25 protein-coding genes are annotated in these 26,355 nt (G+C 73.2%); 10 read left to right on the plus strand and 15 right to left on the minus strand.

What is annotated here, in order from left to right:
• Positions 1-19 precede the first annotated feature (19 nt).
• Positions 20-2,230 (plus strand): hypothetical protein, encoded by a 2,211-nt coding sequence (locus tag Nocox_RS27680; RefSeq protein ID WP_020547161.1) that lies wholly within the window; start codon positions 20-22, stop codon positions 2,228-2,230.
• Here the strand turns inward: Nocox_RS27680 and Nocox_RS27685 are convergent.
• The 4 genes from Nocox_RS27685 to Nocox_RS27700 are packed head-to-tail and all read right to left on the minus strand — an operon-like array spanning position 2,186 to position 4,078.
• Entirely contained in the window at positions 2,186-2,716 is a 531-nt protein-coding gene (locus Nocox_RS27685) for an HIT family protein (protein ID WP_246649568.1), read from the minus strand. The genes Nocox_RS27680 and Nocox_RS27685 overlap by 45 nt on opposite strands.
• A gap of 56 nt (positions 2,717-2,772) precedes the next feature.
• Positions 2,773-3,051 (minus strand): hypothetical protein, encoded by a 279-nt coding sequence (locus tag Nocox_RS27690; protein ID WP_020547163.1) that lies wholly within the window; start codon positions 3,049-3,051, stop codon positions 2,773-2,775.
• Positions 3,051-3,752 carry a hypothetical protein gene (locus Nocox_RS27695; RefSeq protein ID WP_020547164.1) on the minus strand — a complete coding sequence of 234 codons (702 nt, stop codon included), beginning with the start codon at positions 3,750-3,752 and terminating at the stop codon, positions 3,051-3,053. The genes Nocox_RS27690 and Nocox_RS27695 overlap by 1 nt, the downstream gene beginning before the upstream one ends.
• Positions 3,752-4,078, minus strand: coding sequence for a PadR family transcriptional regulator (locus tag Nocox_RS27700; RefSeq protein ID WP_020547165.1), 327 nt, complete (start codon positions 4,076-4,078; stop codon positions 3,752-3,754). Before Nocox_RS27700 ends, Nocox_RS27695 begins: the two co-directional genes overlap by 1 nt.
• A gap of 98 nt (positions 4,079-4,176) precedes the next feature.
• Here Nocox_RS27700 and Nocox_RS27705 point away from each other — a divergent pair, with 98 nt between their 5' ends.
• Together Nocox_RS27705 and Nocox_RS27710 are read left to right on the plus strand one after the other, a co-directional pair.
• Entirely contained in the window at positions 4,177-4,905 is a 729-nt protein-coding gene (locus tag Nocox_RS27705) for a PIG-L deacetylase family protein (protein ID WP_020547166.1), read from the plus strand.
• 147 nt (positions 4,906-5,052) lie between these two features.
• On the plus strand, positions 5,053-5,256 hold the full coding sequence (locus Nocox_RS27710) for a TM2 domain-containing protein (protein ID WP_020547167.1): 204 nt from the start codon (positions 5,053-5,055) through the stop codon (positions 5,254-5,256).
• Between the two features lie 60 nt (positions 5,257-5,316).
• Here Nocox_RS27710 and thrS read toward each other — a convergent pair whose 3' ends face one another.
• The 3 genes from thrS to Nocox_RS27725 form a co-directional block, all read right to left on the minus strand.
• Positions 5,317-7,281 (minus strand): threonine--tRNA ligase, encoded by a 1,965-nt coding sequence (gene thrS / locus Nocox_RS27715; RefSeq protein ID WP_020547168.1) that lies wholly within the window; start codon positions 7,279-7,281, stop codon positions 5,317-5,319.
• Between the two features lie 66 nt (positions 7,282-7,347).
• On the minus strand, positions 7,348-7,944 hold the full coding sequence (locus Nocox_RS27720; protein WP_157383458.1) for a glycoside hydrolase family 25 protein: 597 nt from the start codon (positions 7,942-7,944) through the stop codon (positions 7,348-7,350).
• 40 nt (positions 7,945-7,984) lie between these two features.
• Positions 7,985-8,884: an LLM class F420-dependent oxidoreductase gene (locus tag Nocox_RS27725; RefSeq protein ID WP_020547170.1), complete on the minus strand. Its 900-nt coding sequence runs from the start codon at positions 8,882-8,884 to the stop codon at positions 7,985-7,987.
• Positions 8,885-8,981: 97 nt separating this feature from the next.
• Between Nocox_RS27725 and pgm the strand changes: the two genes are divergently transcribed.
• Positions 8,982-10,616 carry a phosphoglucomutase (alpha-D-glucose-1,6-bisphosphate-dependent) gene (pgm, locus tag Nocox_RS27730; RefSeq protein ID WP_020547171.1) on the plus strand — a complete coding sequence of 545 codons (1,635 nt, stop codon included), beginning with the start codon at positions 8,982-8,984 and terminating at the stop codon, positions 10,614-10,616.
• 12 nt (positions 10,617-10,628) lie between these two features.
• On the opposite strand, the gene Nocox_RS27735 is transcribed toward pgm, so the two are convergent.
• Together Nocox_RS27735 and Nocox_RS27740 are read right to left on the minus strand one after the other, a co-directional pair.
• Positions 10,629-11,327 carry a DUF2786 domain-containing protein gene (locus Nocox_RS27735; protein ID WP_020547172.1) on the minus strand — a complete coding sequence of 233 codons (699 nt, stop codon included), beginning with the start codon at positions 11,325-11,327 and terminating at the stop codon, positions 10,629-10,631.
• A gap of 24 nt (positions 11,328-11,351) precedes the next feature.
• Positions 11,352-12,590: a hypothetical protein gene (locus Nocox_RS27740; protein ID WP_026215159.1), complete on the minus strand. Its 1,239-nt coding sequence runs from the start codon at positions 12,588-12,590 to the stop codon at positions 11,352-11,354.
• A gap of 365 nt (positions 12,591-12,955) precedes the next feature.
• On the opposite strand from Nocox_RS27740, the gene Nocox_RS27745 reads away from it, so the two are divergent.
• The 3 genes from Nocox_RS27745 to Nocox_RS27755 are packed head-to-tail and all read left to right on the plus strand — an operon-like array spanning position 12,956 to position 15,195.
• Positions 12,956-14,134 (plus strand): cytochrome P450, encoded by a 1,179-nt coding sequence (locus Nocox_RS27745; RefSeq protein WP_020547173.1) that lies wholly within the window; start codon positions 12,956-12,958, stop codon positions 14,132-14,134.
• A gap of 18 nt (positions 14,135-14,152) precedes the next feature.
• Positions 14,153-14,926, plus strand: coding sequence for an HAD family hydrolase (locus tag Nocox_RS27750; protein WP_020547174.1), 774 nt, complete (start codon positions 14,153-14,155; stop codon positions 14,924-14,926).
• Complete coding sequence (locus Nocox_RS27755; protein WP_020547175.1) at positions 14,923-15,195, plus strand: DUF4031 domain-containing protein; 273 nt, start codon at positions 14,923-14,925, stop codon at positions 15,193-15,195. The genes Nocox_RS27750 and Nocox_RS27755 overlap by 4 nt, the downstream gene beginning before the upstream one ends.
• 18 nt (positions 15,196-15,213) lie before the next feature.
• Here Nocox_RS27755 and Nocox_RS27760 read toward each other — a convergent pair whose 3' ends face one another.
• On the minus strand, positions 15,214-15,867 hold the full coding sequence (locus Nocox_RS27760; RefSeq protein ID WP_219495510.1) for an HD domain-containing protein: 654 nt from the start codon (positions 15,865-15,867) through the stop codon (positions 15,214-15,216).
• 359 nt (positions 15,868-16,226) lie between these two features.
• Between Nocox_RS27760 and Nocox_RS27765 the strand changes: the two genes are divergently transcribed.
• Both Nocox_RS27765 and Nocox_RS27770 read left to right on the plus strand, forming a co-directional pair.
• On the plus strand, positions 16,227-17,393 hold the full coding sequence (locus Nocox_RS27765) for an alpha-hydroxy acid oxidase (protein ID WP_020547177.1): 1,167 nt from the start codon (positions 16,227-16,229) through the stop codon (positions 17,391-17,393).
• A 98-nt stretch (positions 17,394-17,491) separates the two neighbouring features.
• Positions 17,492-17,911 carry a hypothetical protein gene (locus Nocox_RS27770; protein ID WP_020547178.1) on the plus strand — a complete coding sequence of 140 codons (420 nt, stop codon included), beginning with the start codon at positions 17,492-17,494 and terminating at the stop codon, positions 17,909-17,911.
• Between the two features lie 8 nt (positions 17,912-17,919).
• Here the strand turns inward: Nocox_RS27770 and Nocox_RS27775 are convergent, their stop codons facing one another.
• Genes Nocox_RS27775 through Nocox_RS27785 form a run of 3 tightly spaced genes read right to left on the minus strand, consistent with a single transcriptional unit; the run spans position 17,920 to position 23,184 of the window.
• The gene (locus Nocox_RS27775; protein ID WP_020547179.1) at positions 17,920-21,123 is read right to left on the minus strand and encodes an ATP-binding protein; all 3,204 of its coding nucleotides are present in this window, start codon (positions 21,121-21,123) and stop codon (positions 17,920-17,922) included.
• Complete coding sequence (locus Nocox_RS27780) at positions 21,120-22,451, minus strand: oxygenase MpaB family protein (RefSeq protein WP_020547180.1); 1,332 nt, start codon at positions 22,449-22,451, stop codon at positions 21,120-21,122. Before Nocox_RS27780 ends, Nocox_RS27775 begins: the two co-directional genes overlap by 4 nt.
• Before the next feature lie 22 nt (positions 22,452-22,473).
• On the minus strand, positions 22,474-23,184 hold the full coding sequence (locus Nocox_RS27785) for a Crp/Fnr family transcriptional regulator (protein WP_020547181.1): 711 nt from the start codon (positions 23,182-23,184) through the stop codon (positions 22,474-22,476).
• A gap of 188 nt (positions 23,185-23,372) precedes the next feature.
• Here Nocox_RS27785 and Nocox_RS27790 point away from each other — a divergent pair, with 188 nt between their 5' ends.
• A complete protein-coding gene (locus tag Nocox_RS27790; RefSeq protein ID WP_020547182.1) occupies positions 23,373-23,945 on the plus strand; it encodes an RNA polymerase sigma factor in 573 nt (190 codons plus the stop codon).
• A gap of 16 nt (positions 23,946-23,961) precedes the next feature.
• Here the strand turns inward: Nocox_RS27790 and Nocox_RS27795 are convergent, their stop codons facing one another.
• Together Nocox_RS27795 and Nocox_RS27800 are read right to left on the minus strand one after the other, a co-directional pair.
• Entirely contained in the window at positions 23,962-25,230 is a 1,269-nt protein-coding gene (locus tag Nocox_RS27795) for a hypothetical protein (protein ID WP_020547183.1), read from the minus strand.
• A gap of 208 nt (positions 25,231-25,438) precedes the next feature.
• Positions 25,439-26,302 carry a hypothetical protein gene (locus tag Nocox_RS27800; protein ID WP_020547184.1) on the minus strand — a complete coding sequence of 288 codons (864 nt, stop codon included), beginning with the start codon at positions 26,300-26,302 and terminating at the stop codon, positions 25,439-25,441.
• Positions 26,303-26,355 lie beyond the last annotated feature (53 nt).

The raw sequence follows: 26,355 nt of genomic DNA on the forward strand, positions 1-26,355 counted from the left end.
GGGCCCGTACCGGCCCCCCGTGCGCCGGTCGCACGACGCCACGACCGAGTCGCGGGAGGTCTTCGAGGTGAGGCGCGCCCTGATCGTGCTGGCCGTACTGGCGGGCCAGCTCCTGGCCGGCCCAGGGCTGTCCGCCGCGGCGGCGCCCGCCGCCGCGGGCACGGACGTCGCTAGCACGGACGCCGCGGCGCGGGAGGCGGCCCCGACCGGCGCGGACGCGCGGCGACAGGCCGCGACCGGCGCCGCGGCCCAGCGGGTGGCGCTGATCGGCGTGCCCGCGCTGCACTGGAACGACCTCGACCCCACCGGCACCCCCCACCTGTGGGCCCTGGCGGGATCGAGCGCGATCGGCTCCCTGTCGGTCCGCACGGTCGGCAACGTGACCTGCCCCTACGACGGCTGGCTGACCGTCTCCGCGGGCGCCAGGTCGGCGGTCGGCTACGGCTGCGGCGCGCCCCCGGCCCCCGAGCAGCGGGGCGACGGCGCGGTCATCCCCGACTACCGCTACCTCATCGACGTGGCAGGCAACCGCGAGGCCGGCAACCTGGGCGAGGCGCTGAAGGCGGCCGGCCAGTGCTCGCTCGCGATCGGCCCCGGCGCGGCCCTCGCGCTCGCCGACCGCGAGGGCCGGATCCCGCGCTACCACGCCTCCCCCGCCCAGCTCGCCGCCGGCGACCTGGAGCGGTGCCGGCTGATCGCCATGGACGTCGACGATCTCGTCCGCCCCTACCTCGCCGGCGACCGGCTGCCCGCGACGCCCGACCAGCTCACCCCGGCCCAGCGCCGCGAGGCGCTGCGGCTGGCCGACGCCAAGGCGGGCGCGCTGCTGGCGGCCCTGCCCACCGGCACGACGGTGCTGCTCGCCGGGCTGTCCGACCACGGCTCGGTGCCCCATCTGCGGGTGGCCGCGTTGCACGCGCCTGGCGCGGAGGGCCGCCTGCTCGGCGCCGCCTCGACCCGCCGCGACGACATCTCGATCCTGCCCGACCTGACCGCCACCGTGCTGACCGAGCTCGGCGTGCCCGTGCCCGCCACCGTGGTGGGCGTGCCGATGCGGGTGGGCGAGCGCGGCGCGACGATCGAGGCGATGGCCCGCGCCGACGCGACCGCGCAGACCATGCGCTCCGCCAAGGGCCAGTACTTCACCGGGCTGGCGGTCCTCCAGGTGCTGTTCTACGTGCTGGCGTTCGTGCTGCTGCGCCGCCGCAGGCGGCTGCCGTGGGTGCGGGTGGCGGCCGTGGCGCTGGCGGCGCTGCCGGTCACCACGTTCCTGGTCAACCTGCTGCCGTGGTCCACGCATCTGGAGCTGTTCGGCTGGATGCTGGCCTGGTGGGCGGCGATCGTCGCGCTGGCGCTGGCCGGGCCGTGGCGCAGGCGTCCGCTCGGCCCGCTGGCGGTGGTGGCCGGAGTCACGGCGCTCACGCTCGCCGCCGACCTGCTGACCGGCACCACGCTCCAGCTCAACAGCTTCATGGGCTACAGCGCCGAGCAGGGCGCCCGCTACTTCGGGCTCGGCAACATCCCGTTCGCGCTCTTCGCCACCGGCACCCTGCTCACCACCACCGTGATCGCGCACCGCTGGCCGGGCCGGGCCGGGCTGGCCGCGATCGTCGGCCTCGGGGCCGGGGCCATGGTGCTCGGCGGGTCGGGGCTGGGCAGCGACTTCGGCGGCGTGATCGCGTTCGTGCCGGGCATCGCGGTGACCGCGCTCGTCCTGACGGGCAAGCGGGTGTCGCTGGTGAAGCTGGGGCTGTTCTGCGTGGCGGGCGGGGTGATCGTGATGACGTTCGCCTGGCTCAACTATCTCAAGCCGCCGAGCGAGCAGACCCATCTGGGCCGGTTCGTGGGGCAGGTGCTGACCGGCGAGGCGTTCGACGTCATCTGGCGTAAGCTCCAGGCGATGCTGGCCACGCTGCTCAGCCCCAACCTCATGCCGATCGTGATCGTCGCCGTGGCCTTCCTCGTGTACGCGATCCTGCGTCCCGACGAGGCGTCGGCCGGGGTGGTGCCGGCGGCCTTCGAGCACTCGCCCGCGCTGCGGGCCGGGCTGATCGGCACGATGGTCGCCGGCGTGGTCGGCATGCTGGTCAACGACTCCGGGGCGGCGGTGCTGTCGATGGCGCTGGCCCTGGCGGTGCCGCTGCTGCTGGCCACCGGCATCGGGGTGCTGGTGGCGCGGGAGGCGTCAGCCCCAGGCGTCGGCGAGGAGCTGGCGGGTGTCGCGAAGTAGCTGCGGCAGCACCTTCGTCCGGGCGACGACCGGCATGAAGTTGGTGTCGCCGCCCCACCGGGGCACCACGTGCTGGTGCAGGTGGGCGGCGATGCCGGCGCCGGCAACGTGACCGAGGTTCATGCCGACGTTGAAGCCCTGGGCGCCGCTGGCCTTGCGCAGCGCGCGCAGCGCCTTCTGGGTGAACTCGCCCAGCTCGACCAGCTCGGCGGGGGTCAGCTCGTCGTAGTCGGAGACGTGCCGGTAGGGCACCACCATGAGGTGGCCGGAGTTGTACGGATAGAGGTTGAGCACCGCGTAGACGCTCTCCCCCCGGGCCACGACCAGGCCGTCCTCGTCGCTCATCTCGGGGATGGCGTCGAACGGGCACCCGTCGCCGGGCCCGGTGCCCGTCGGCTTGTTCTCACCCTTGATGTAGGCCATCCGATGCGGGGTCCACAGACGTTCGAAGTTGTCCGGGGCCCCGGCCCCTTCCTGATCGTGCATAACTAGCAGCATAGGACCCCGGGCGTACGGGCTGCCCTCCCCCCGGACCGGGCGGTTCAGGCGGGGCCGGCCCCGTCCTCGCCGGTCGCCGCCCCGTCGGCCGCCAGGGCGGACGGGAGCTCGCCGGGAGCCGGCTCGTCCTCTCCGGCCGCCGGCTGCCGCCCGGGGAAGATCACGGTCATGACGGCAGGGACGTGCCTGGCCTCGGCCTTGTCCAGCGCCTTCGAGGCCAGCAGGAGCAGGACCAGTTGCCTACATATGTAGGCCAGCAGCCAGGCGACGCTGCCGATCAGGTAGGCCCACCACGGCATCCCCAGCACCATCGCGCCGCTCATCACACGTCCTCTTCGAGGGACAGTGCCCGGTAGTGCTCGGCGTAGGCGGCCCGGTAGGCGATGGCAAGCCGGCGGGTGGCCGGGATGATGCCCGCGCCGCAGACGCAGAGCGAGATCAGGCCGATCGGCCCGTGGCCCAGCGTCATGACCAGGGCGGAGACCCCCACGGCGCCGACCAGCGCGCCGCCCAGGGCGACCCGGATGACGATCTCGTCGGTGGTGGTGTCGATCAGCTCGCCGATGATCACGATCCCCGCGCCGGCGAGGTAGCCGCCGGCGCCGACCCCGAGCAGCACGGCGCCCGCGACGCCCACCACGGTGGAATCGGCCACCATGCCGACGAAGATCCCGGCGAAGTATCCCGCGCCGGTGGCGAGGACGGTGGCGAGGCCCGCGATCCCCCCGCACAGGACCCCGGCGAGGAACGCGATGGCGGTCAGAGTGAGCACGACGCCCCGCGACGACCTGCTGCGGGCGCCGCGCGGAGCCAGCTTGCGGACGCTGCGATGCTGGTCGGCCGCGTACGCGAGAGCTCTGACGATCCGCACCGCCGGACGCCGGACGTCGCGGTCGTCGAGGATCGCGGGCAGCTCCGCCGTCCACTCCCGGTAGTAGTCGGTGGCGAGCTCGACCGGCAGGCTGAGGCAGGCGCTGCGGATGAGCCGCTTGCCGAGTCTCAGGGCGCTCGTGCGAAGGACCATCAGACCGCCCTTCGCGGCGCGGGCCTGGGCGTCAGGAAGCCGTCCCGTGAGGCGTCGAGGGACGCCTGGGCCAGGGACTCGCGGGCGACGCGGACACCGTCGCCGGTCAGCCGGTAGTACTTGCGCGGCGGTCGCCCGGCCGCGTCCGCCGGCTGCGCCTCCCACTCCGCCACGACCAGGCCCTCGTCCATGAGCCTGGCGAGCATGGGATAGAGCGTGCCGCTGGCCAGCCGGGTGACCTTCATGAGGTCGTAGCCGTAACGGTCTTCCGTGGGGTCCGCGAGGAAGGCCGTGAGCACCCGCGCCAGGGGCTCAGTGAGCTTCATGACCTCGACGCTACCTATGTAGGCTACATATGTCGAGGGTAGGTTTTCCTGTCCTTTCCGGCGGACGAACCGTGGCGAACCCGCCCTAGGGTGTGGGAATGACCACGAACGATCAGCTTGAGCCCATGCCCGGCGACTGGCAGCGCGCCCTGGCCATCGTCGCCCACCCCGACGACCTGGAGTACGGCTGCGCCTCCGCCGTCGCCGTCTGGACCGACGCCGGCCGCGAGGTCACGTACGTGATCGTCAGCAGCGGCGAGGCCGGCATCGACACTTTAGAACCCGCCGAGAGCGGGCCGCTGCGCGAGCGGGAGGAGCGGGCCAGCGCCGCCGTCGTGGGCGTGCGCGAGGTGGAGTTCCTGGGCCATCAGGACGGGGTCATCGAGTACGGCGTCGCCCTGCGCCGCGACCTGGCCGCCGCGATCCGCCGGCACCGCCCCGAGCTGCTGATCACGCTCAACCCGGAGGACACCTGGGGCGGCACCTACTGGAACACCCCGGACCACCGGGCGGTCGGCAGGGCGGTGCTGGACGCGGCCGGGGACGCCGGCAACCGGTGGATCTTCCCCGACACCGACGCCGAGCCCTGGAACGGCGTGCGCTGGGTCGCCGTCGCCGGCTCCGGCGCGCCCACCCACGCCGTGGACGTCACCGACGGCCTGGAGCGGGGGGTGCGCTCGCTCATGGAGCACCGCGCCTACATCGAGGCCCTGACCGGCGAGGACCCGGAGAAGTACGCCCGCGACCTCATCGAGGGGTTCGCGCGAGAGGAGGCCAGGCGCTTCGGCGGCCGGCCCGCCGTGACCTTCCGCCTGTTCTCCCGTTAGGTCATCGCAACCAGAAGAGTCGGCGGACGGTGCGGAGATCTTGCTAGGTTTCGTGGCCTGCGGTCGATCGATCCGATCCCGCAGGCTCACCGGCCGGGCGCGACGTGTCACGCGCTCGGCCCGTCCCCCAAGGAAAGGTCTTCCCTCATGGGCAAGTCATGGGTCGTTGCTGTCCTGCTCTGCTTCTTCCTCGGAGCGCTGGGCGTGCACCGCTTCTACGTAGGCAAGATCGGAACGGGCATCCTGCAGCTCGTCACGCTCGGCGGCCTCGGCGTCTGGGTGCTGATCGACTTCATCATGATCCTCATCGGCAAGTTCGACGACAAGCAGGGCCGGCCGCTCGCGAAGTAGCGCCTCGGGAACGACGACGGGGGCGGAGCGGCACGGCCGCTCCGCCCCCGTCCCATCGGGTCAGACCTGGACGCGCCGCTCCACCGCCTGCACGATCTCGGTGATCGCCTGCTCGACCGGCACCCCGTTGTTCTGCTCGCCGCTCCGGTAGCGGAAGGAGACCGCGCCGCCCGCGATGTCGTCGTCGCCGGCCAGCAGCATGAACGGCACCTTGGCCTTCTGCGCGTTGCGGATCTTCTTCTGCATGCGGTCGTCGGAGGTGTCGACCTCGACCCGGATGCCGTGCTCACGCAGCTTCTTGGCGACGTCCTGGAGGTAGGGGGCGTGGGCCTCGGCGATCGGGATGCCCACCACCTGCACCGGCGCGAGCCAGGGCGGGAAGGCGCCGGCGTAGTGCTCGGTGAGCACGCCGAGGAACCGCTCGACGGAGCCGAACAGCGCCCGGTGGATCATGACGGGCGTCTGCCGCGAGCCGTCGGCCGCCTGGTATTCGAGCCCGAACCGCTTGGGCTGGTTGAGGTCGAGCTGGATGGTGGACAGCTGCCAGGTGCGGCCGATGGCGTCCTTGGCCTGGACGGAGATCTTCGGGCCGTAGAAGGCCGCGCCGCCCGGGTCGTCCTTGAGCGTGAGCCCCGACTCGGTGGCCACCTGGCGCAGCGCCTCGGTGGCCTCCTCCCACTCGGCCGGGTCGCCGATGAACTTGTCGGAGTCGTCGCGGGTGGACAGCTCCAGGTAGAAGTCGTCGAGCCCGAAGTCGCGCAGCACGCTCAGCACGAACCGCAGCAGCGACTGGATCTCCTCGGCCATCTGCTCGCGGGTGGTGTAGATGTGCGCGTCGTCCTGTGTCATGCCGCGCACCCGGGTGAGGCCGTGGACGACGCCGGACTTCTCGTAGCGGTAGACGGAGCCGAACTCGCACAGCCGCAGCGGCAGCTCGCGGTAGGAGCGGCCGCGCGCCCGGAAGATGAGGTTGTGCATCGGGCAGTTCATCGGCTTGACGCGGTATTCGACGCCTTCGAGCTCGAAGGCCGGGAACATGTCGTCGGCGTACCACGGCAGGTGGCCGGAGGTCTCGAACAGCGACGACTTGGTGATGTGCGGCGTGTTGACGAACTCGTAGCCCGCCTCGGCCTGCCGCCGGCGCATGTAGTCTTCCATCTCCTTGCGGATGATGCCGCCCTTGGGGTGGAAGATCGGCAGGCCGCTGCCCAGCTCGGGCGGGAAGCTGAACAGGTCGAGCTCGGCGCCCAGCTTGCGGTGGTCGCGCTTCTCGGCCTCCTCCAGCAGCTTGAGGTATTCGTCCTGCTTGTCGCGGGACTCCCAGGCGGTGCCGTAGATGCGCTGGAGCTGCGGGTTCTTCTCGCTGCCCCGCCAGTAGGCGCCGCCGGAGCGCATGAGCTTGAAGGCCGGGATGGACCGGGTGGACGGCACGTGCGGGCCGCGGCAGAGGTCCTTCCAGCGCAGCTCGCCGCTCTTGGCGTCGAGGTTGTCGTAGATGGTGAGCTGGCCCGCACCGACCTCGACCGACTCCTCGTCGGCCGCGCCGCCCTTGAGCCCGATGAGCTCCAGTTTGTACGGCTCGCCCGCCAGCTCGGCGCGCGCCTCGTCGTCGCCGACCGGCCGCCGGGAGAAGAGCTGCCCCTCCTTGACGATCTCGCGCATGCGCTTCTCGACGCGCTTGAGGTCGTCGGGGTTGAACGCCTGGGGGACATCGAAGTCGTAGTAGAACCCGTTGTCGACGGGCGGCCCGATGCCCAGCTTGGCCTCGGGGAACAGCTCCTGCACCGCCTGCGCCATGACGTGCGCGGTGGAGTGGCGGACGATCGCCCTGCCCTCTTCGCTGGAGATCTCGATCGGCTCGACCACGTCGCCGTCGGCGAGCTCGTGCGCGAGGTCGCGGGCCTCGCCGTTGACCTTGGCCGCGATGACCGTGCGGCCGTCGGCCTCCAGCGCCGCGCCGGCCGTCGTGCCGGCCGCCACCACACGCTCGGCTCCGGCGAGGGTGATGTGTAGCTCGGCTGACACGGTGACTCCTTGGGGTCGCGCGCCCGGCGCCCTGCACCGGGGCTGCTTCGGTGACGAACAACGATGCTATCGCGGGTGAAACCCCAGCTTTGTCAGGTCCTTCCTGGTGCCGTGGAAGACGTTGCGGTCCACGGGGCTCTGGGCGTACTGGTGGATGGTCCAGTCGGTCCAGGGCCGCGGCACGGCGGGGCGGCCCCGCGGGTGCTCCGGGCCGGCGATCCACAGGGGGTGTTCGCCGAGGCCGGCGCAGTGCCCGGAGTTCGCGAAGGAGTGGAAGGTGTAGATGAAGGGGCGCACGCCGGTGTGCCGCTCGACGTGGTGGCACCAGCGGCGGGCGTACCTGGCGACCTGCTCGGGGCGCAGGCCGTCGCCGGTCTCCAGGTCGAGCGCGATCAGGTCGCCGCGGCGCAGCCCGCCCGCCGACCTGATCGTGTCCAGGAAGTGGCGGGCCTGCTGGACGGGGTCGCCCTTGGGGCGGGCGAAGTGGTACGCGCCGCAGACCAGCCAGCTCTCCCGCATGCCGTTCCAGTTGCGCGCGAACCATTTGTCGGTCCAGTCGCCGCCCTCGGTCGCCTTGGCGAAGGCGAAGGCCAGTCCGGCCTCGGCGTGGCCGGACCAGTTGACCGAGCCCTGCCAGTTGGACACGTCTATGCCGTGCAGCACGCCCTTCACCTTGCCAGAGCTTATGGGGATCCCTCCCGCCTCAGCCCTTCGCCGCGCCGATCAGCAGGCTCCGCGTGCGTTCCCGCCCGGCGAACACGGAGCCGACGAAGTCGGTGACCCCGGCCCGCTCCAGCTCCGCGAGCTTGGCCAGCACGGTCTCCTCGTCGCCCACGAGGGCGACGTCGCCGGGGTTGGCCGCGCCCTCCCTGTCGAGCATGGCCCGGTAGGACGGGAGCTGCCCGTAGATCTGGAAGACCTCGTTGGCGCGGGCGACGGCGCCCTCGGGGTCGTCGGTGACGCAGACGGGCAGCGCGCACACGACGCGCGGCGGCTCCCGGCCCGCCTCGGCGGCGGCGGCCCTGATCGTCGGCACGATGTGCTCGGCGACGGTCCTGGGGCCGGTCATCCACAGGACGGTCCCGTCGGCCACGGTGCCGGCCATCCTGAGCATGCGCGGGCCGAGCGCGGCCACCAGCACGGGGAAGCCGGCTCCCGGGGTGCTCAGCCTGATGTCGGCCTTGAGCGTCTCGCCCTCGTAGCGGACGTGCTCGCCGCGGCTGGCCGGCACGAGGACGTCCAGGTACTCCTTCATGTGCCGGCCGGGCCGCTCGAAGCTGTAGCCGAACATGTTCTCGATGACGACCTGGTGCGACAGCCCGAGGCCGAGCGCGAACCGGCCGCCGAGCGCGGCGTTGGCGGTCATGGCCTGCTGGGCCAGCGCGGCCGGGTGGCGCGGGTAGGTGGGGACGACGGCGGTGCCGAGCTCCAGCGGCGGCGCCTGCACGCCGGCCGCGACCAGGGCGGTGATCGCGTCGAGGCCGAAGATGTGGGAGAGCCAGGCCGAGCTGAAGCCGTCCTCGGCGGCCTGGGCGATCTGGTCGCGGAGACCGCCGATGGGGTCGGCGCCCGTGGGCTCGTTGAGGAAGTATCCGTAACGCATCCGAACAGAACTCCATTCTGGTGGCTGACGTGAATCTACTTCGCACACCGGGGCGCGGTCATCCGGCGCGCCGGACCCCGTTTGTAAAGTGACCCGTATGACCCACGAACGCGCCGGACAGCCCGCTCAGCCCGCCGACCTGGTCGACGTCCCCCGGCTGGTGACGTCCTACTACGCCCTGCGCCCCGATCCCGCCGAGGCCGGGCAGCGGGTCGCGTTCGGCACCTCCGGGCACCGGGGGTCGGCGTTCGGCGCGGCCTTCAACGAGGGCCACATCCTGGCCACCAGCCAGGCCATCTGCGAATACCGGCGCGAGCAGGGCACCGACGGGCCGCTGTTCCTGGGCGTCGACACGCACGCGCTGTCGGAGCCCGCGCGGGTGTCGGCGCTGGAGGTCTTCGCGGCCAACGACGTCGACGTGCTCATCGACACGCGCGACGGCTACACGCCGACGCCCGCCGTCTCGCACGCCATCCTGCGCCACAACCGGGGGCGCGGCTCCGGGCTCGCCGACGGGGTCGTGGTCACGCCGTCGCACAACCCGCCGTCCGACGGCGGGTTCAAGTACAACCCGCCGCACGGCGGCCCCGCCGACACCGACGCCACCGGCTGGATCCAGGACCGCGCCAACGAGTTGCTGGCCGACGGTCTGAAGGGGGTCCGCCGGGTGCCCTACGCCCGCGCGGTGGAGCGGGCCGGACGTTACGACTTCCTCGGCACGTACGTGGACGACCTGCCCTCCGTGCTCGACCTCGACGCGATCAGGGAGGCCGGGGTGCGCATCGGGGCCGACCCGCTGGGCGGCGCGAGCGTGGCCTACTGGGGGGAGATCGCCGAGCGGCACCGGCTCGACCTGACCGTGGTCAACCCGCTGGTGGACCCGACGTGGCGGTTCATGACGCTCGACTGGGACGGCAGGATCCGGATGGACTGCTCGTCGCCGTACGCGATGGCCTCCCTGATCGCCGCCCGCGACAGCTACGACATCGCCACCGGCAACGACGCCGACGCCGACCGCCACGGCATCGTCACGCCCGACGGCGGCCTGATGAACCCCAACCACTACCTCGCGGTCGCCATCTCCTACCTCTACGCCCACCGCGACGGCTGGCCGGCCGACGCCGGGGTCGGCAAGACCATGGTGAGCAGCGGCATCATCGACCGGGTCGCCGACTCCCTGGGGCGGCGGCTGTACGAGGTGCCGGTGGGCTTCAAGTGGTTCGTGCCGGGCCTGCTGGACGGCTCGCTCGGCTTCGGCGGCGAGGAGAGCGCGGGGGCGTCGTTCCTGCGCAGGGACGGCTCGGTGTGGTCCACCGACAAGGACGGCATCATCCTCGCGCTGCTGGCCGCCGAGATCCTGGCGGTCACCGGAAGGTCGCCGAGCGCCCACTACGCCGATCTGGTCGGGCGGTTCGGCGAGCCGGCGTACGCGCGGGTGGACGCCCCCGCCACCCGGGAGGAGAAGGCGGTGCTCGGCAGGCTGTCGGCCGCGCAGGTGACGGCGTCGTCACTGGCCGGGGAGGAGATCACCGCCGTGCAGACGTCGGCGCCCGGCAACGGCGCGGCGCTCGGCGGGGTCAAGGTCGCGACCGAGCACGCCTGGTTCGCCGCGCGGCCGTCCGGCACCGAGGACGTCTACAAGATCTACGCCGAGTCCTTCCGCGGCCCCGGCCACCTGGCGAAGGTCCAGGAGGAGGCCCGTTCGCTGGTCTCCGCCGCGCTGGCCGGCTGACCCGCGCCCAGGTCAGCTCAGCTCCCGGAGGGACGACGAGGGCATGCCGGTGCGGCCGAGGTCGGCGTGGCGGGCGGCGGCGACGCCGTCGCCGTAGCCGGTGCCGCTGGTGCGCGGGACGCTCATCCTGACCCGCGGGTAGTGCGCGGCCACGGCGCGCTCCACCTCGGCGCGGCGGTCGGCGAGGACGAGCGCGGTCCCCGTGCCGGCCGCCGCCGCGTCGGCCTCGGCACCCGCCTCGGCCGCGCACAGCAGCCGGTAGACCTCGTCGGTGAAGCCGAGCAGCCACGAGCGCCGGTAGGCGCGCGGCGAGACGGCGTCGCCGGGCGGCCGGACGCGGGCCAGCCCCGAGGCCATCTGCAGCAGCAGGGACGTCGCCAGCAGATCGGCCCGCTCCAGGTCGGCCGCGAAGCCGAAGACGTGCACGCGCTGGCCGCCGTCGCCGCGCCCGATGAGCAGCGGGCGGCAGCGCACCGCCTGGGCGACCAGGCTGACGAGGCGGGCCTTCTCCCTGGCCCACGGGCCCGGCAGGGTGACGACGCGGTCGCCGGGCGCCTGGCGGTCGCGGCCGGGCGGCAGCGCGTCGATGCCGTGCCTGGCCATGAGCGCCGAGGCCGCCGCCATGAACGTGGCCCGCTCGTGCTCGTTGTCGGTGCGCTCGGCCTTGGCCAGGAGTTTCCTGACGCGCTCCAGTGTGCGCTGCTCGCGCAAGTGCCGCCCCCAGGGTGCCGCCGCTCAGTGCTTGGCGAGCACCCGCCCGTCGGCCCCGAGGGCGGGGAAGGCGCCCGTGTCCACGATGCCGTGCTGCTGGTACAGCGCCTCGATGAGGGCGTGTGCCTGCGGCTCCAGCTTCCACAGGGCACGATACTCGCGCGCGGTGGCCAGCGAGATGCCGATCTCCTGGGCGATGTCCACGGTGCGCGGCACGATGCCCTTGGCGATCTGCCGGTCCCAGTAGTCGCGGGCGGCCCGCTGCCGGGCGGCGCGCTCGGCGGTGGACAGCACCTGCGGGGTGGTGTCGAGCACCTCGGCGTCCTCGTCCTCGTCGTCGACGAGCTCGGCCAGCGCGGGCGGCAGCGCGGGGCGGGCGGGCACCGGGTGCCGTTCGGCGTCGTGCTCCCACGGCACGCGCGGGTCGGCGTCGATGAGGGCGGTGGTGTTGTAGAGCGCGGCGATCTGGGCGAGCAGCGCCTCCTGGCGGGCCGGGTCGACGGCCAGGCCGGTGTGCTCGACGGCCTGGTCCATGGCCTTGTCGAGCTTGGCGAGCGCGGCGCGCAGCTTGCGCTCGGGGGCGCCGGACTCGCGCAGCGCCTTGGCCTTCTTGGCGGCCAGCGCGACGCGGGTGAGCCTGCGGTGGGCGTCGACCTCGCTGGCCGTGCGGTCGCTGACCTCGGCCAGGCCGAGCCGGACGAGCAGCCGTTCGGGGGTGAGCCGCCAGTTGATGCGGCCGGTGCCGCGGATGCGGTGGCGTTCGATGGCCATGCCGCGCTCCCACAGCCAGGCGGCGACCAGCGGCGCGGCGAGGCGGAAGACGGCCTCGGGCAGGCTGCGCGCGTCCATGGACGACAGGACGGCGGTCAGGCAGGTCAGCGCCCACACGGCGATGCCGTCGATGCCGGCGGAGAAGTTCTCGCGCATGTTGCGGCGGGCGCGTACGGCCGAGGTGATGATGGCGACCTCGATGAAGGCGAACAGCAATAACCTCAGCGGCCCGTCCAGCCCCAGCACGTCGCCGGAGAAGCGCCACATGCCCTGCGCCGACACACCGGTGGCGATGGACGCGGCCACGATGGTCAGCACGTCCTCGATGGGACGCTGGGCGACGTATCTGGCGAACAGCCAGGCGAGGGCTCTCCAGGCGATCCTGGTCACCAGGAACGCGAGCGCCAGCCCGAGGAGGCTGAGCAGGGCGATGACCGCCGTGGCGACCGGCTTCTCTTGGACGAAGGCGGTGATTTCCTCGAATGTCGGCATCAGTCACTATCCGTGGGGGGCGTTAACTCCGGCTCTATGCGACGAGATCATCGCAGAATGTCGCCAAATCTGTACGCCGAACACCGTCTGCCGCCCCAGTTTGCCCCGCTTTCTCAGGGGCAACGGGCCCGCCCCGGCGGACGCCGGTCCGCGGCCGGCGGCGCGGGGGGCGGCGCGGGGGGCGGCGCGGGGGGCGGCGCGGGGGGCGGCGCGGGGGGCGGGGTCCGCGGACGCCGAACGGACGGCCCGCCGGCGGGCTGAGGTGTAAATTCCTCCTTTCGGAGGGGCCCAGCAGGCTTCCCAGGTGGGACCATCTATCGAGGGATTTATCCCTGGATGGTGCGCTATATCCCAGCAGGACGGACATGATGTCAGACAATGAGTTCCCGCTCGTCCAGTTCATGCGCGACGGCTTCGACCCCGTGGGCGAGCTCGGCCGCATCAGGAACGAGCATCCGGTCTTTCCGATGCAGATCCCGGGCGACCAGACCGTGTACCTCGTCACCCGCTGGGAGGACGTCCGCACGGTGCTCGGCGACCACGAGCGGTTCAGCAACGACTTCGCGGGCGTCATCGGGCTGGGCTCCAACCAGGAGGACCCGGGCGGGCTGGGCTTCCGCGACCCGCCCGAGCACACGCGGCTGCGCAAGTTCCTGACCCCCGAGTTCACCGTGCGGCGGCTGCGCCGGATGGAGCCGCGCATCGAGGCCATGGTCGAGGAGGCGCTCGACCGCATCGAGGCCAAGGGCGCCGAGGGCATGCCGGTCGACCTGTTCGAGGAGTTCGCGCTGCCGATCCCGTCGCTCGTCGTGTGCGAGCTGCTGGGCGTCCCCTACGAGGAGCGCGCCGGCTTCGTCAAGATCAGCAAGGACCGCTTCGACTTCACCGCCGGGCCCGAGGCGTCGCTGCAGGCGATCAACGACGCGATGACGTACCTCGTCGAGCTGGTCGCCAGGGAACGGCTGAACCCCGGCGAAGGACTGCTCGGCCAGCTCCTGCGCGAGCACGGCGACGAGCTCGACGACCGCACGCTCGCCAGCATGGCCGACGGCCTGCTGACCGGCGGCCACGACACCAGCACCAGCATGCTCGCCCTCGGCACGCTCTGGCTGCTGGAGCACCCGGAGCAGGCCGCGAAGGTGCGCGAGGTCGACGGCTACGTCAACGACGTCGTCGAGGAGCTGCTGCGCTACATGTCCGTCGTGCAGGTCGCCTTCCCGCGCTTCGCCCGCGACGACCTGGAGCTGCACGGCGTGCCGATCAAGAAGGGCGAGATGGTGCTGTGCTCGCTCATCGGCGCCAACCGCGACCCGCGGGCGCTCGGCGCGGACGTCGACGAGATCCGGCCCGGCCGCGACGGCTCCCACATGGCCTTCGGCCACGGCATCCACCGCTGCCTCGGCGCGCCCCTGGCGCAGATGGAGATGCGCATCGCCTTCCCCGCCCTGCTGCGCCGCTTCCCCACCCTCCGGGTCGCGGGCGAGGCGACCTTCCGCGAGCTCGCCATCGTCTACGGCCTCAAGACGCTACCCGTGGCCTGGTAGACGGGCTACGTTCGCCATGTGAGCGAGCCTGCTGCTGTTGACGACCCCGTCATCGACCTGACCCGGGTCGGCGCCGTCGCCTTCGGGACCGACGGCGCGGTCACCGACACCGCCCGGGGGCACGCGGCCGCCTGGAAACACGTCTTCGACGCCTTCCTGCGCGGCCGCTCCGCGCCGTTCGACATCCGCGAGGACTACCTGCGCCACCTGGACGGGAGGCCCCGCCTCGACGGGATCCGCACGTTCCTCGCCACGCGCGGCATCACGCTGCCCGAGGGCGCACCGGACGACGAGCCGGGCGCGCCCACCGTGCACGGCCTGGGCCTGGCCAAGGACCGCACGTTCCTCGCGCAGGTCGACGCGTACGGCGTGGCCGCGTTCCCCTCCACCGTGGCGCTGCTCCACGAGCTGCGGCGGCGCGGCGCCAGGACGGCGGCCGTGTCGGCGAGCCTGCACGGGCGGCGGCTGGTGCGGGCGGCCGGACTGTCCCACCTGTTCGACGTGATCGTCGACGGCGCCGACGCCGCCGAGCTGCGCCTCCCCGGCCAGCCCGACCCCGCCCTGTTCCAGGAGGCGGCGCGCCGCCTGGGGCTGCCGCCGGCCCGCGTCGCGGTGGTGGACGCCGCGCTGGCGGGCGTGGAGGCCGCGGGCAAGGGGGCGTTCGGGCTGGTCGTCGGCGTCGTACGCGAGAGCGGGCAGGCGGACGACATGCGCGCCGCCGGAGCCGGGGCCGTCGTCGCCGACCTCGGGGAGGTCGAGGTGCGCGGGCGGGTCCTACCCTTGTCCTCGTGACCGTTCTCATCGATCCTCCCCACTGGCCCGGTCCGCGCGGGCTGATGTGGTCGCATCTGGTCAGCGACCACACGCTCGACGAGCTGCACGACTTCGCCGTGCTGCTGGGGATGCCGGGGCGGGCGTTCGACCGCGATCACTACGACGTGCCCGAGACCGTGCACGCGCGGGCGGTGTCGCTCGGGGCCGAGGCGGTCAGCTCGCGGGAACTGCTGCGCCGGCTGGTCGACGCGGGGCTGCGCAGCCGCAAGCGGCACCTGCCGCGGTGAACGCCCGGCCGGCCGCGGTCAGGGGGCGGTGAGTGAGGCGAGCTCGGCGGTCATGTTCGCGCGGGCCCGCTCCTCCCACAGCTCGCGGGCGCGGGCGGTCCTGTAGAGGCTGGGGGTGGCGAGCAGGCGGCGCAGGACGTCGGCGCGGCCCAGCCTGAACAGGTCGTCGGGGACGTGGGCGTACTCGCGGCGGACGGCGGCCGCGTAGGCCGCGTACCCGCCGGGGGCGTCCCGCGGGCCGCCCAGGACGGCGAGGTCGGCGTCACACAGGACCGCGCCGTTCGCGTCGCCGCCGGCGAGGGTGTCGTGGGCGGCGGTCAGCCGGACCAGTCGCGCCACCTCGGCGACCACGGCCGGGGGGACGCCGCAGGCGGGGAGCCTGGCCTGGGCGAGCTGGGCGCTGCGTTCCTCGTCCCTGCCGGGGTGGCCGTCGTAGACGGCGTCGTGGAACCAGGCCGCCAGGCGGACCGCGTCCGGGTCGGCGGCGTCGGAGGCGAGGTCGTCCACGGCGGCGAGCACGGCGGCCAGGTGGGCGCGGTCGTGGTAGTGGCGGTGCGGCTCCGACCAGCGGGCGACGAGCTCGGCGCCGGTGGCGAGTGCGGCGGGCGACGCCCCGGCGAGCCGCACCCACGCCGCCGCCGGCCCGCCGCCGTCACTACGGTGCTCGATCACGCCCCCACCGTAGACGGCCGAGGTCCCCCAGGAGGTACAGGGGTGGCCGCAGACGCCGAGGTCCCCTTGGAAAGTACGGGGCCGCAGACGCCGAGGTCCCTTGGGAGGTACAAGGGTGGCCGCAGACGGCCAAGGTCCCTCGGGAGGTAGAGGGGTGGCCGCAGACGGCCGGGGTCCCTCGGGAGGTGCGGGGGCCGGGGTCCCCTGGGAGGGGGCCGCGGACGGGGCTGAGGGGAAGAGGGGCGCGGGGGTCGGGGTGGTGGGGTCTCGCTGGGTTGGGTCGGTTTTGGTAGCGTCGGGGGATCGACGGGAGCGGGGAGGAGCGGCGGCGGCTGCCGCGGTGGCGGGAGCTGCGGGAGGTGCTGCCCGGCCGTCCCCGGCTCTCCCGGGCCGACCGGGTGGCCGCGGCGGCGGACGTCGGCGACCTGCGGGAGCTGGCCAGGAGACGCGCCCCGCGCATGGTCTTCGACTACGTGGACGGCGCCGCCGAGGGCGAGTGGTCGCTGGCCAGGTCGGTGGAGGCGTTCCACCGGGTGGAGTTCCGGCCGAGGGTGCTGCGCGACGTGGCCGAGGCGCCGACGGCGGTGGAGATCCTGGGCCGCAGGATCGCGATGCCGGTGGTGCTCGGCCCGACCGGGTTCACCCGGATGATGCACCGGGCGGGCGAGCGCGCGGTGGCGAGGGCGGCGGAGCGGGCGGGCGTCCCGTACACGCTGTCCACGATGGGCACCACCCCGGCGCCGGCGGTGACGGCCGCGGCCCCCGGCGGGTGGAACTGGTTCCAGCTCTACGTGGTCCGCGACCGCGCCCGCACCCTGGACATGCTGGCCGTGGCCCGCGAGGCGGGCATGGACGTGCTGGTCGTCACCGTGGACGTGCCGGTCGCCGGGGCGCGGCTGCGCGACGTCAGGCACGGCCTGACGGTGCCGCCGTCCCTGCGCTGGCGCAGCGCGCTGCAGGCGCTGGGCCGCCCCGCGTGGTGGTTCGACTTCCTGACCAGCGAGCCGCTGCGGTTCGCGACGGTGGACGGCGCGCCCGGCGACATGGCGGGCATCACGAACCTGATGTTCGACCCGTCGGTGACGGTCGCGGACCTGGAGTGGATCCGGTCCGCGTGGCAGGGCCCGCTGCTGGTCAAGGGCGTGCAGCGGGTGGACGACGCGAAGGACCTGGCGGCCGTGGGCGTGGACGGGCTGGTGGTGTCCAACCACGGCGGCCGGCAGCTCGACCGCTCCCCCACCCCGCTGGAGCTGCTGCCGGAGGTGGTGGACGCCGTCGGTGACCGTACCGAGGTGTTCCTGGACGGCGGGGTGCGCGGCGGCGCGGACGTGGCGGCGGCGGTGGCCCTCGGCGCGCGGGCCTGCTTCGTCGGCCGGGCCTACCTCTATGGCCTCATGGCGGGCGGCGAGCGCGGCGTGACCCGGGTGCTCGACCTGCTGCGCGCCGAGCTCGTACGGACCCTGCAGCTGCTGGGCGCGGGCGGCGTCGAGGGCCTGGACCGCGATCTGGTGCGCCTGCGGCCCTGACCGCCGCATCCGCCGGGAAAACGAGCGTATCTGGGCGGCGGTGTCGCCGCTCTGCTCCTTCACACGGGGACCTGGTCCTCACCCGGAGAGGAGAGCAGATGGCAACCGGAGAGTTCCAAGTGATGAAAGTGCCGGCCGAGCAGCTGGCCGGCGCCCTTCACGGCCAGGTTGTCGATCCGGGCGCGCAGCCCACGACCGTGGTCAGGCGCGGCGAGGGATGGACCGTGGACGTGAGCTGGGAGGTGACCGGCGAGCTCATCGACTGGTTGCAGGGCCGATGGCAGCTGGAGATCATCGCCGACTTATTGGGCGGTGGCGAGAGCCGGCATCCCTCGCCTCCCGTGGAGTTGACGTTCACCCCGGGGTCGGGCCGATATACGGCGTCGATCCCGATGCGCGGCCAGCTCGCCCCCGGCACCTATGACCTCGTGGTCAACCTCACCACCACGACCGCCGCCGGCACCGCGGGGGCGCTCGGCGGCTTCGTGGTGCTCAGCAAGATCCTGGTGAAGGAGTGACGGCGGAGTCAGCGAAGCCGGCGGTCGAGGAGCACCGCGCCCCGGCCGGCCAGCAGCGAGGAGCACCATCGGCGCAGGTCCGCCGGTTTGGGCCCGTTCACCTCGCCGCCGTCCAGCAGGTCGGCCCAGTCCAGCAGCGACTCGGCCAGCATGAGGGGCACCTCGCGCCGCTCGTGCACCTCGGCGGCGGCCTCGAAGTGCTCGGCCGCGCGCCGCGGCTCGCCCATGGTGACGCACAGGTGGGCCAGGTAGTGGTGGCCGCAGTGGTGGGCCACCGTCGAGTGCCCGAACGTGTCGCCCTCGCCGGCCAGCGCGTCGTGGAGCCGCGCGGCCAGCTCGGGACGGCCGAGCCGGCCTGCGGCCACGGTCAGGTTGTCGAGGGCGGGGCGGTGCGCCATGTTGCGCGGCGGGATCGCGCCCGTGTCGGCGAGGATGCGCTCCAGCAGCGGGCCGGCCTCCTCGTCGTCGAGTTCGCTCAGATAGCGCAGCACCGCGTGGACGGGGTCCGCGCGGGGCGCCTGCGCGGCGCGGCGCAGCCGGTCGCGCAGCTCCCACAGCCGGCCCTGGAGCCGCCGGATCTCGGCGATCTGCTCGGAGTAGATGGCGACGGCCTCCAGGCGGCGGCCGATCCGCGAGCCGAGCCGCAGCGCCGCCTCGGCCTCGGCCTCGGCCTGCGCCAGGTCGCCCTGCATGAGGGTGAGGCCGGCCCTGGAGTAGCCGACCAGCCAGTGCAGGTGCGGCTGCGCCAGCCGGTGCGCCAGCTCGTCGGCCCGGTCGAGCAGGTCGGCGGCGCGGGCGGCGTCGCCGCTGTCGAGGACCGGCGGGGTGCGCTGGACGTAGGCGTGGAACAGCGCGAGGTCGTCGCCGGTGCGGCGGGCCGCCTCCAGCATCTCGTCGCCGTCGCGGTGGCGCTGGTGCAGTGGGTCGGCCGGGATGATGGTGAGGCTGCGCAGGCCCAGCACCAGCGCGAGGGTGCGCGGGTCGCCGGACTTGCGGGCCAGTGCCACCGCCTCGTCGCTGAGCGCGAAGCGCCGCTCCCCGTCGGGGGCCCAGATCAGCTCGGCGGCCAGGTTGGCGGCCAGCAGCGCGCGGGTGCTGACGTCGGTGGAGTCGACCTGCCTGCGCGCCTCCTCCAGCAGCGCGATGCGCTGCCGGTCGAGGGCTGCGTTGATGCCGGAGAAGGCGACGCCGCCGAGCGCCGCGGTGACGACGAGGTCGCCGCGGCCGCACTCCAGCGCGAGGTCGGCGGCCTCGCCGAGGGTGGCCCTCGCCTCCGGGTGCCCGGCCAGCCACATCGCCCGCCCGCAGCCGACCAGCAGCTCGGCCCGGCGTTCCGGGGTGGTGCCCGGGGCGCCGTCGAGCAGGTCGAGCACCCGGCGGTACCAGGTGACGGCCTCGCGGTGGGCGAGACCCTTCAGCGCGTGCCCGGCGGCGAGGACGCCGGCCTCGGCCGCCGCGCTCACCCGGGCCGGGTCGCGGCCGTGCTCGGCGGCGGCCATCAGGTGCCGCGCCACGACGTACGGCCGCGTCTCCATGGCCCGCGGGTCGGCCTGGCACAGCGCGTCGGCGACCTTGCCGTGCAGCAGCCCGGCGCGCAGCGGCGAGAGCGTGGCGTAGAGGGCGTTCCTGGTCAGCTCGTGCGGGAAGCTGCACGCGCCGCGGGCGGACATGGCGACCAGGCCCGCGCCCAGCGCCTCCTCGACCGCCGCGACGAAGCGGGCCTCGTCCAGGCCGAGGGCGGCGCGCAGCTCGGCCGACTCCATGTGCTCGCCCACGGCCAGCATGCTGACCAGGTCGCGGGCGTCGGGGTGGAGCTGCGCCAGGCGGGCCCGCACCATGCGGGTGACGGAGTCGGGCACGCCGAGCGCGTCGAGCTCCTTGCCGGCGGTCAGCTCGCGGGCCATCTCGCTGACGAGGAAGGCGTTGCCGCCCGTGACGCGGTGCAGCAGCTCGGCGTCGGCGCCTGGCCGTACCTCGGCCAGGACGTCGGCGACCTCCTCCAGGCCGAACGAGGCGACCTGGAGCACGCGGCCGTCGGCGGTCAGCTTGAGCAGCTCGGGCATGGCCGTCTCGACCGGCGTGGGCCGGGCCGTGGCCAGGATGAGCAGCGGCAGCGCGTCGGCGTCGTACATGAGGGCGTTGAGCATCTGGAGCGACTCCAGCGTCGCCCACTGCAGGTCGTCGATGACGAGCAGCACCGGGCGCACGGTGGTGAGCCGCTCGATCAGGGTGCGGGCGGCGGCCATGAGGTGGTAGCGCTCGGAGACGGGCTCGGTGGCGGGCGGCACCTCCAGCGACAGCGGCGGCGCGGCGAGCGACGGCGCCAGCCGGACGAGCTGGCCGCACTGCTGGTCGATCCCGGCCCGCAGCAGCAGCGCGGGCGAGGTGCGGGCCAGCCGCTCGACGGCTCCGGCGATCGGCTCGTACGCCTGCCGCGCCGGATCGGTGCACCGCCCGGCCAGCACGGTGAACTGCCGTTTGAGCGCCTGCCTGGCCGCCATGGACGCGAGCCGGGTCTTGCCCACCCCCGGCTCGCCCTGGAGGATCACGAGCCCGCTGCCGAACTCGGCCGCCGCGAGGCCGGCCTCCAGCGCCCGCAGTTCCTCGCCCCGGCCGACGAACGTCAGCTCGCGCTCGCCGGCCAGCCAGGCGGGCAGCGCGCCGCTCTGGTGGTGGTCGGCGTTCTGCCAGTGCAGCTCGTAGGTGTGCATCGGCTCGCGCAGGCCCTTGCCGGGCAGCCGGCCGAGGTCCTTGAACTCGTGCCTGCTGCGGCCCTGGGCCAGGCGCCGCACCAGGTCGGTGCAGAGTACCTGGCCGCCCTCGGCAATCGCGACCAGGCGGGCCGCCTCCACCGTGGGCAGCCCGGACACGTCGTCGTGGCCCCAGCAGACGTCGCCGGCGGCGAGCGCCGCCTTGATGGAGATCTTCTCCAGCGCGCGCTCGTTCTCGTCGGCCACCGCCTGCTCCACCGCGATGATCGCGTCGAGGCCGGCGGTCGCCGACTCGAAGACGGCCATGAGGCCGTCGCCGAGGCTCTTGGTGAAGGTGGCGCCGTTGGCCTGCACCACCGAGCGGAGGAGCTGGTAGAGGCGGCGGAAGACGTCGTTCGCGCGTTCCTCGCCCAGCCTGATGCGCAGCGCGGTGGAGCTCACCACGTCGGTGAACAGGATCGTCGCCGTGGTGAGGGTGCCTGGCTCGTGCGGGACGCTCACGCGCGCAGCCCCTTCCGCCCCTCCGCGGGCGCTCGTTCGGTCGTGCGCACACTCCTGCGGACGGTCTTGCGGACATTCTTGCGGACGTTACGCCGGATCTCACGTGATTTGACCGCCGTCTTCGACTGCTTGATCCGCCAGGCGCCGGCCAGCTCGGGCGGGATGCGGAAGGCGGCCTGCCCGTCGGAGTGGCGGTCGACCAGGGCGACCACGAGGTGCCGGCCCACCCTGCGCACCAGGCCGCGCACCACGCCGTCGACCGCGCGGCCCAGCCACGGCCGCCGGTGCGCCGCCTTGGCCAGGGCGAACAGCGCGGTGAACCACCAGGCGGGCGGCGGCACCTCCAGCAGCTCGGGCACCCGGTCGGCGCCGTGACGGGCGTCGCGGAAGACCCAGTGCACCAGGCTGCGCGGCAGCTTGCGCCAGCCGAGGTGCATGAACTCCTCCATCTCGGCCAGCAGCATGGACATGAGCAGCCGGCCCTCGGGGCTGGACTCGTACAGGCGGCCCATGCGCTCGCTCACCGGGGCGACGTCGTCGAGGGTGAGCGGCCGCTCGCGGCACGCCTCCACGCCCATGAGGTGGCCGAAGACGCTCCACGTGTAGAGGTGGGCGGCGCGCTGTTCGTCGGTCAGCGTGACGCCCATCGTCTCCATCGCCTCCCAGGTGACCACCGTGAAGTCGAACAGGGTGGCCAGCAGCAGCTCCTGGTTGACCGGCGGCCCGAACCGCTCGACGTCCCAGTGGTCGCCGTAGCGCTCGTCGACCAGGGCGCGCACGAACGCGTGCAGGATGCGCAGCCCGAGCGCCGTGGTGTTGCCGGGGCCGCCGGGCAGCAGGCTGTCGGTGGCCTTGAGCCCCATGACGTCCACCAGCATCTGCCCGGTCTCGGCGACGCGGCGGGTGAGGCCGTGCGTGGCGAGCTGCGAGACCCCGGCCAGCACGCGGGCGCTGGAGACCTCGACGTACGCCATCGGCAGGCACTTGCAGAACAGCGCGGCCGACTGGTAGAGGCCGTAGTCGGCGAACACCGCCTGGCCCTTGGCCAGCAGGTCGGCGTCGCAGCCCCATTCGGGCAGGTTGGCGGCGAAGTCGAGCGCGTCGAAGATCTCGGAGGCGGGCGGCCGTCCCGAGGGCTGCCTGGCCTCCTTCTTGGCCTCCCCCAGCTCCTTGACCACGGCCTTCACCAGCTCCAGCGGGCCGAGGCCGTCGTCGCGCTCCTTGAGGTGGCGGGCGACGATCTCGTCGATCTCGGGGTCGGCCATCTGCCTCAGCTGCCGGAACCTCTCCTCCGGCCAGCGCTCGTGGGCATCCTCGCGTCGGTTCATTGTCCCCGTACTCCCGATTCGGTCAGAGGCCGCCCCGCTTGCGCAGTGCGGCGACGTCCAGCAGCGTGATCGTGCGGCCATCGATGGCGATGAGCCCCCGTGACACGAGCGACTGCAGCGCCCGGTTGACCGCCGGCCGGGTCGCGCCGATGAGCGCGGCCAGATCCGACTGGGTCAGGCCGGGCAGGTCCACCACGGCGTCCGCCCTGCCGTGCTTGCCGGCGAGCTCCAGCAGGAGCTTGGCCAGCCGGCCGCCGAGATCGAGGAAGGCCAGGTCGGCCGCCTGCCCGGTGAGCCGGCGCACGAGGTGGCCGAGCATGCGCAGGAACTCGTCGGCCAGCGCGGGATGCTCGCGCATCAGCTCCAGCAGCCGCGCCCTGGGCAGCGCGAACACCCACGAGGGGCGCACGGTGACGATCGACGCCGAGCGCGGCGAGCCGTCGAGCAGCGCCATCTCGCCGAAGGTGTCGCCCCTGCTCAGCATGTTGAGCACGATCTCGTCGCCGTGCTCGGTGGTGAAGACGACCTTCACCAGGCCGTCCAGCATCGCGTAGAGGGACTCCCCGGGATCCCCCTGGTGGAAGATGATCTGCCCCGACCGGTATCTGCGGGCGAGCCCCGCCCGCAGCGCGCTCTCGACGCCGTCCTTCCCGAGTACGCGGAACAACGGGATCTCCGCCAGCACGGCGGCGAGCTGCTGACCGTCCTGCGGGGGCCCGCTGAACCCGTTCATGAAAGAACTCTAGGCCGCAATCGGCGGCCCGGCAGTAACCGGTAAGCGATCTCTTCCACGTCCCGAATGTGACGAGGAACACACGCGAGCTGTCACGGGCGCGACAGACGTCGCGGATCTTCAGGCGGACCGTGGGAGGGCCGGCCGGAAGTGGCCCCCCGAGTACCCGCGCCGGCGAGGAGTGGAACATGCAGTTGGAGACCATCGACCGCCTCGACACGGGCGCTCTGGTGGCGGCAGCGCAGCAGGGCGACGCCGGCGCCTGGGAGCGGCTGGTCGAGGAGTTCACCCCGATGCTGAAGGCGCGCATCCGCCGCTTCAGGCTCGGCCACGAGGACGCCCAGGACGTGCTGCAGACCACCTGGCTGCTGGCCTGGCAGAACCTGAAGAGCGTCGCCGACGGCCGGCGCATGGCCGGCTGGCTGGCCACGATCGCCTTCCGTGAGTGCCTCAAGCTGACCAGGAGGACGCGCGAGATCTGCACGCCCGACCTCGACACGCTCGGCAGCACCGACGACGTGGACAGGGAGCTGGCCAGGATCTGGCTCGCCGGGACCCTCGAAGAGCTGGTCGAGGGGCTGCCGGACGCGCAGCGGGTGCTGTTCAGGGCGCTCACGGAGACCTCCGAGCCGCACTACGTGGACGTGGCGCGCAGGCTGGGCAGGCCGGTCGGGAGCATCGGGCCCACCCGTGCCCGCTGTTTCGCGAAGCTGCGCGGGATGCTCCAGGCCCGCGAGATCACCAGGGACTTCCTCGACTGATCCGTCCGGCCGCCCACTACGTGACGCTCCGGTCGAGCGGGATCGCCTCCAGGAACGGCTCGAAGTCGAAATGGGCCATCTCGAAGACGTCGGGGTCGGTCTCGGCCGGGTAGCGGTAGAACCTGCGCCGGATCGCCGGCAGGCCGGGGTCGCGGTCGAACATCTCGCCGATCGACTGGGGCACCAGGCCGCGCCGCATCTCCTCGGCGAGGCCGGTGGCGAGCTTGTCGTCGAAGGGCACCCGGTAGAGGGCGGCCACCGTCTGGTAGACGCGGAAGTAGCTGACGATGAAGCGCATGCGGTCGGGGTAGGACACCCAGTTGGTCACCCCGGCCGTGGACGCCTCGCGGTCCTCGGTGATGAACTCCTCGGCGAGCTTGCGCACCCGCTCGTCGCGGATCGGCGCCCATGCCTGGTCGAAGTCGACGCCGTCGGGCGCGGTGAGCGGGCGGCCCACCCTGATGTCGCTCAGCGGGGTGCGGACGGCGAACAGGTGGCGGGTGTAGAGCCCCGCCCACAGCTCCTCCAGCCTGCGGGTCAGCCAGGGCTGGTCCTCGTGGCGGGCGGCGTAGAGGCGGAAGCGGGGGAGCGGGCGGCGGGTCACGAGCGAGCGCAGCGAGCGCCACGACACGCGGGTCAGCCACCGTACCGGCCGGTAGAGCACCAGCTCCAGGGCCTTCTGCGCGCGTTTCTGCTCGTACGCCGACAGCGCGATGTTGGCGCCGAACATCAGCTCCGCGCGTACCTCGGGGTCGTTCGCCTCCCTGGCCTCCATCAGGAGCTGGGCGGCGTCGCGCAGGTAGCGCGGGTCGGCCTGCTCCAGCAGCCCGGTCAGGAACTCGGGCGGCGTCGGCGTCAGGTCGGACTCGGGGCTGACCTTGAGGAACCGGTCGGGGGTGTCGCGCCAGAGGTTGACGGCGAGGCTGGCGGTCTCCAGGAAGATCGCACGGTTGGCGAGGGCGAGACCGAGCTGGTAGCTGGGGCCGAGCAGGGTGAGCAGCGTGGCGCGGAAGAAGCGGCGCAGGCGGCGCGGCACCCGGAGGCGGCGCCCGAAGTTCTCGATGAACGGCGAGTCGGGTGTCAGGTCGAGGCTCTCGCCCACGGCCTTGGAGGTCCAGGTGGCGTAGCAGTACCAGTTGTTGCACGCCTGGCCGAGATGTCCGGAAAGGTCGCCCGCGACCCGGTGGTAGGCGTAGGCGATGACCATCGCCTCGAGTGCCGGGCTGCGGTCCCTGTAGGCGGCGATGCGGAGCACGTCGTCCGCGGTCATCCGGGTCTCGGACATAGGGGGTGTCTCCCGTTCGCTAATCCCTCGCCTCGAAGAGTTCAGAGCGTCCCCGAGGGCGTCAGATACAGCCCGGCGACCAGCTTCGCCTCCCCGTGGCCGCCGGGAGGTCGAGCGTAGAAGGGGCCGCTTGCGGAAGGCTTGCAGGTTGATCAGCGCCCGGTGAGCCCCGCGCGGCGGCCCAGGCGGCACAGGAGCCCCCGGCGGCTCAGACGGACAGGGTCTGGCCGGCCTCGATGGCCTCGCGGACGCTGCGCGCCAGGGTCTCCTCCAGCGCGTCGCCGTGGGCGGCGAGCGCGGCCATGCCCTCGGCGTCGTCGGTGGCGGCCAGCAGCGCGCGGTACTTGTGGTTGTTGTCCAGCGCCTCGCGGGCGCGCAGCGCGGCGTCGGCCTCCTGGACGCGGCGGGCGTAGCGCTCCAGGCCCTCGACCCGGGCGGTGACGGCGGTCAGGGAGCGGTCGAGCGCCTCCTGCTGCGGGTCGAGCACGGCCCGCAGCTCGTCGGTGACCAGGCCGTGGCGGGCGGCGTCCTGCTCGTGCTGGAGCTCCTGCTGGACGCGCAGCAGGCGGGCGATCTCCCAGACCTGGCGGGGCAGCAGCACCTCGTTGGCCACGACGTCGAGCAGGTGGCGGCGCATGGCCTCCGACCGCTGGATCACGGCGACGGCGCGGCGGGCACGTTCCAGCAGGGCGCGCCCCTGGGGGGAGAGCTCGGCGACGGCCACGAACCGCTCGCGCAGCGGCGAGGACCGGGGGTCGCGGCCCAGCCGGGGGATGTGGCAGTCGAGCACGGCCAGGCGCTGCTCGGCGTTCAGCTCGGGGTCCAGCACCAGGTCGACGGTGCGCCGGACGTGCTCGCGCTCGCGGTCCAGCCGCAGCGCCTCCTCCTGGGTCAGGGCGCGGTGGCGCAGCACGTCGTGGGCCACGACGAAGCCGCACAGGATGATGGGGGCGAGCAGCACCACGATGACCGCGGCGATCGGGCCTAACTCCACAAACAGGGTGAAACCGGTCAGCAGGACGCCGACGGACGCGACGAGCGACGCCAGCGCCCAACCCCATCCTCTGGCCACGCCGTCCCCTCCGAAGCGAGTACCCGCAGTGCCCTGGATGCCACAATAGCCGC

Source organism: Nonomuraea coxensis DSM 45129, assembly GCF_019397265.1.
In the GTDB taxonomy this organism is placed as follows: Bacteria; Actinomycetota; Actinomycetes; order Streptosporangiales; family Streptosporangiaceae; genus Nonomuraea; species Nonomuraea coxensis.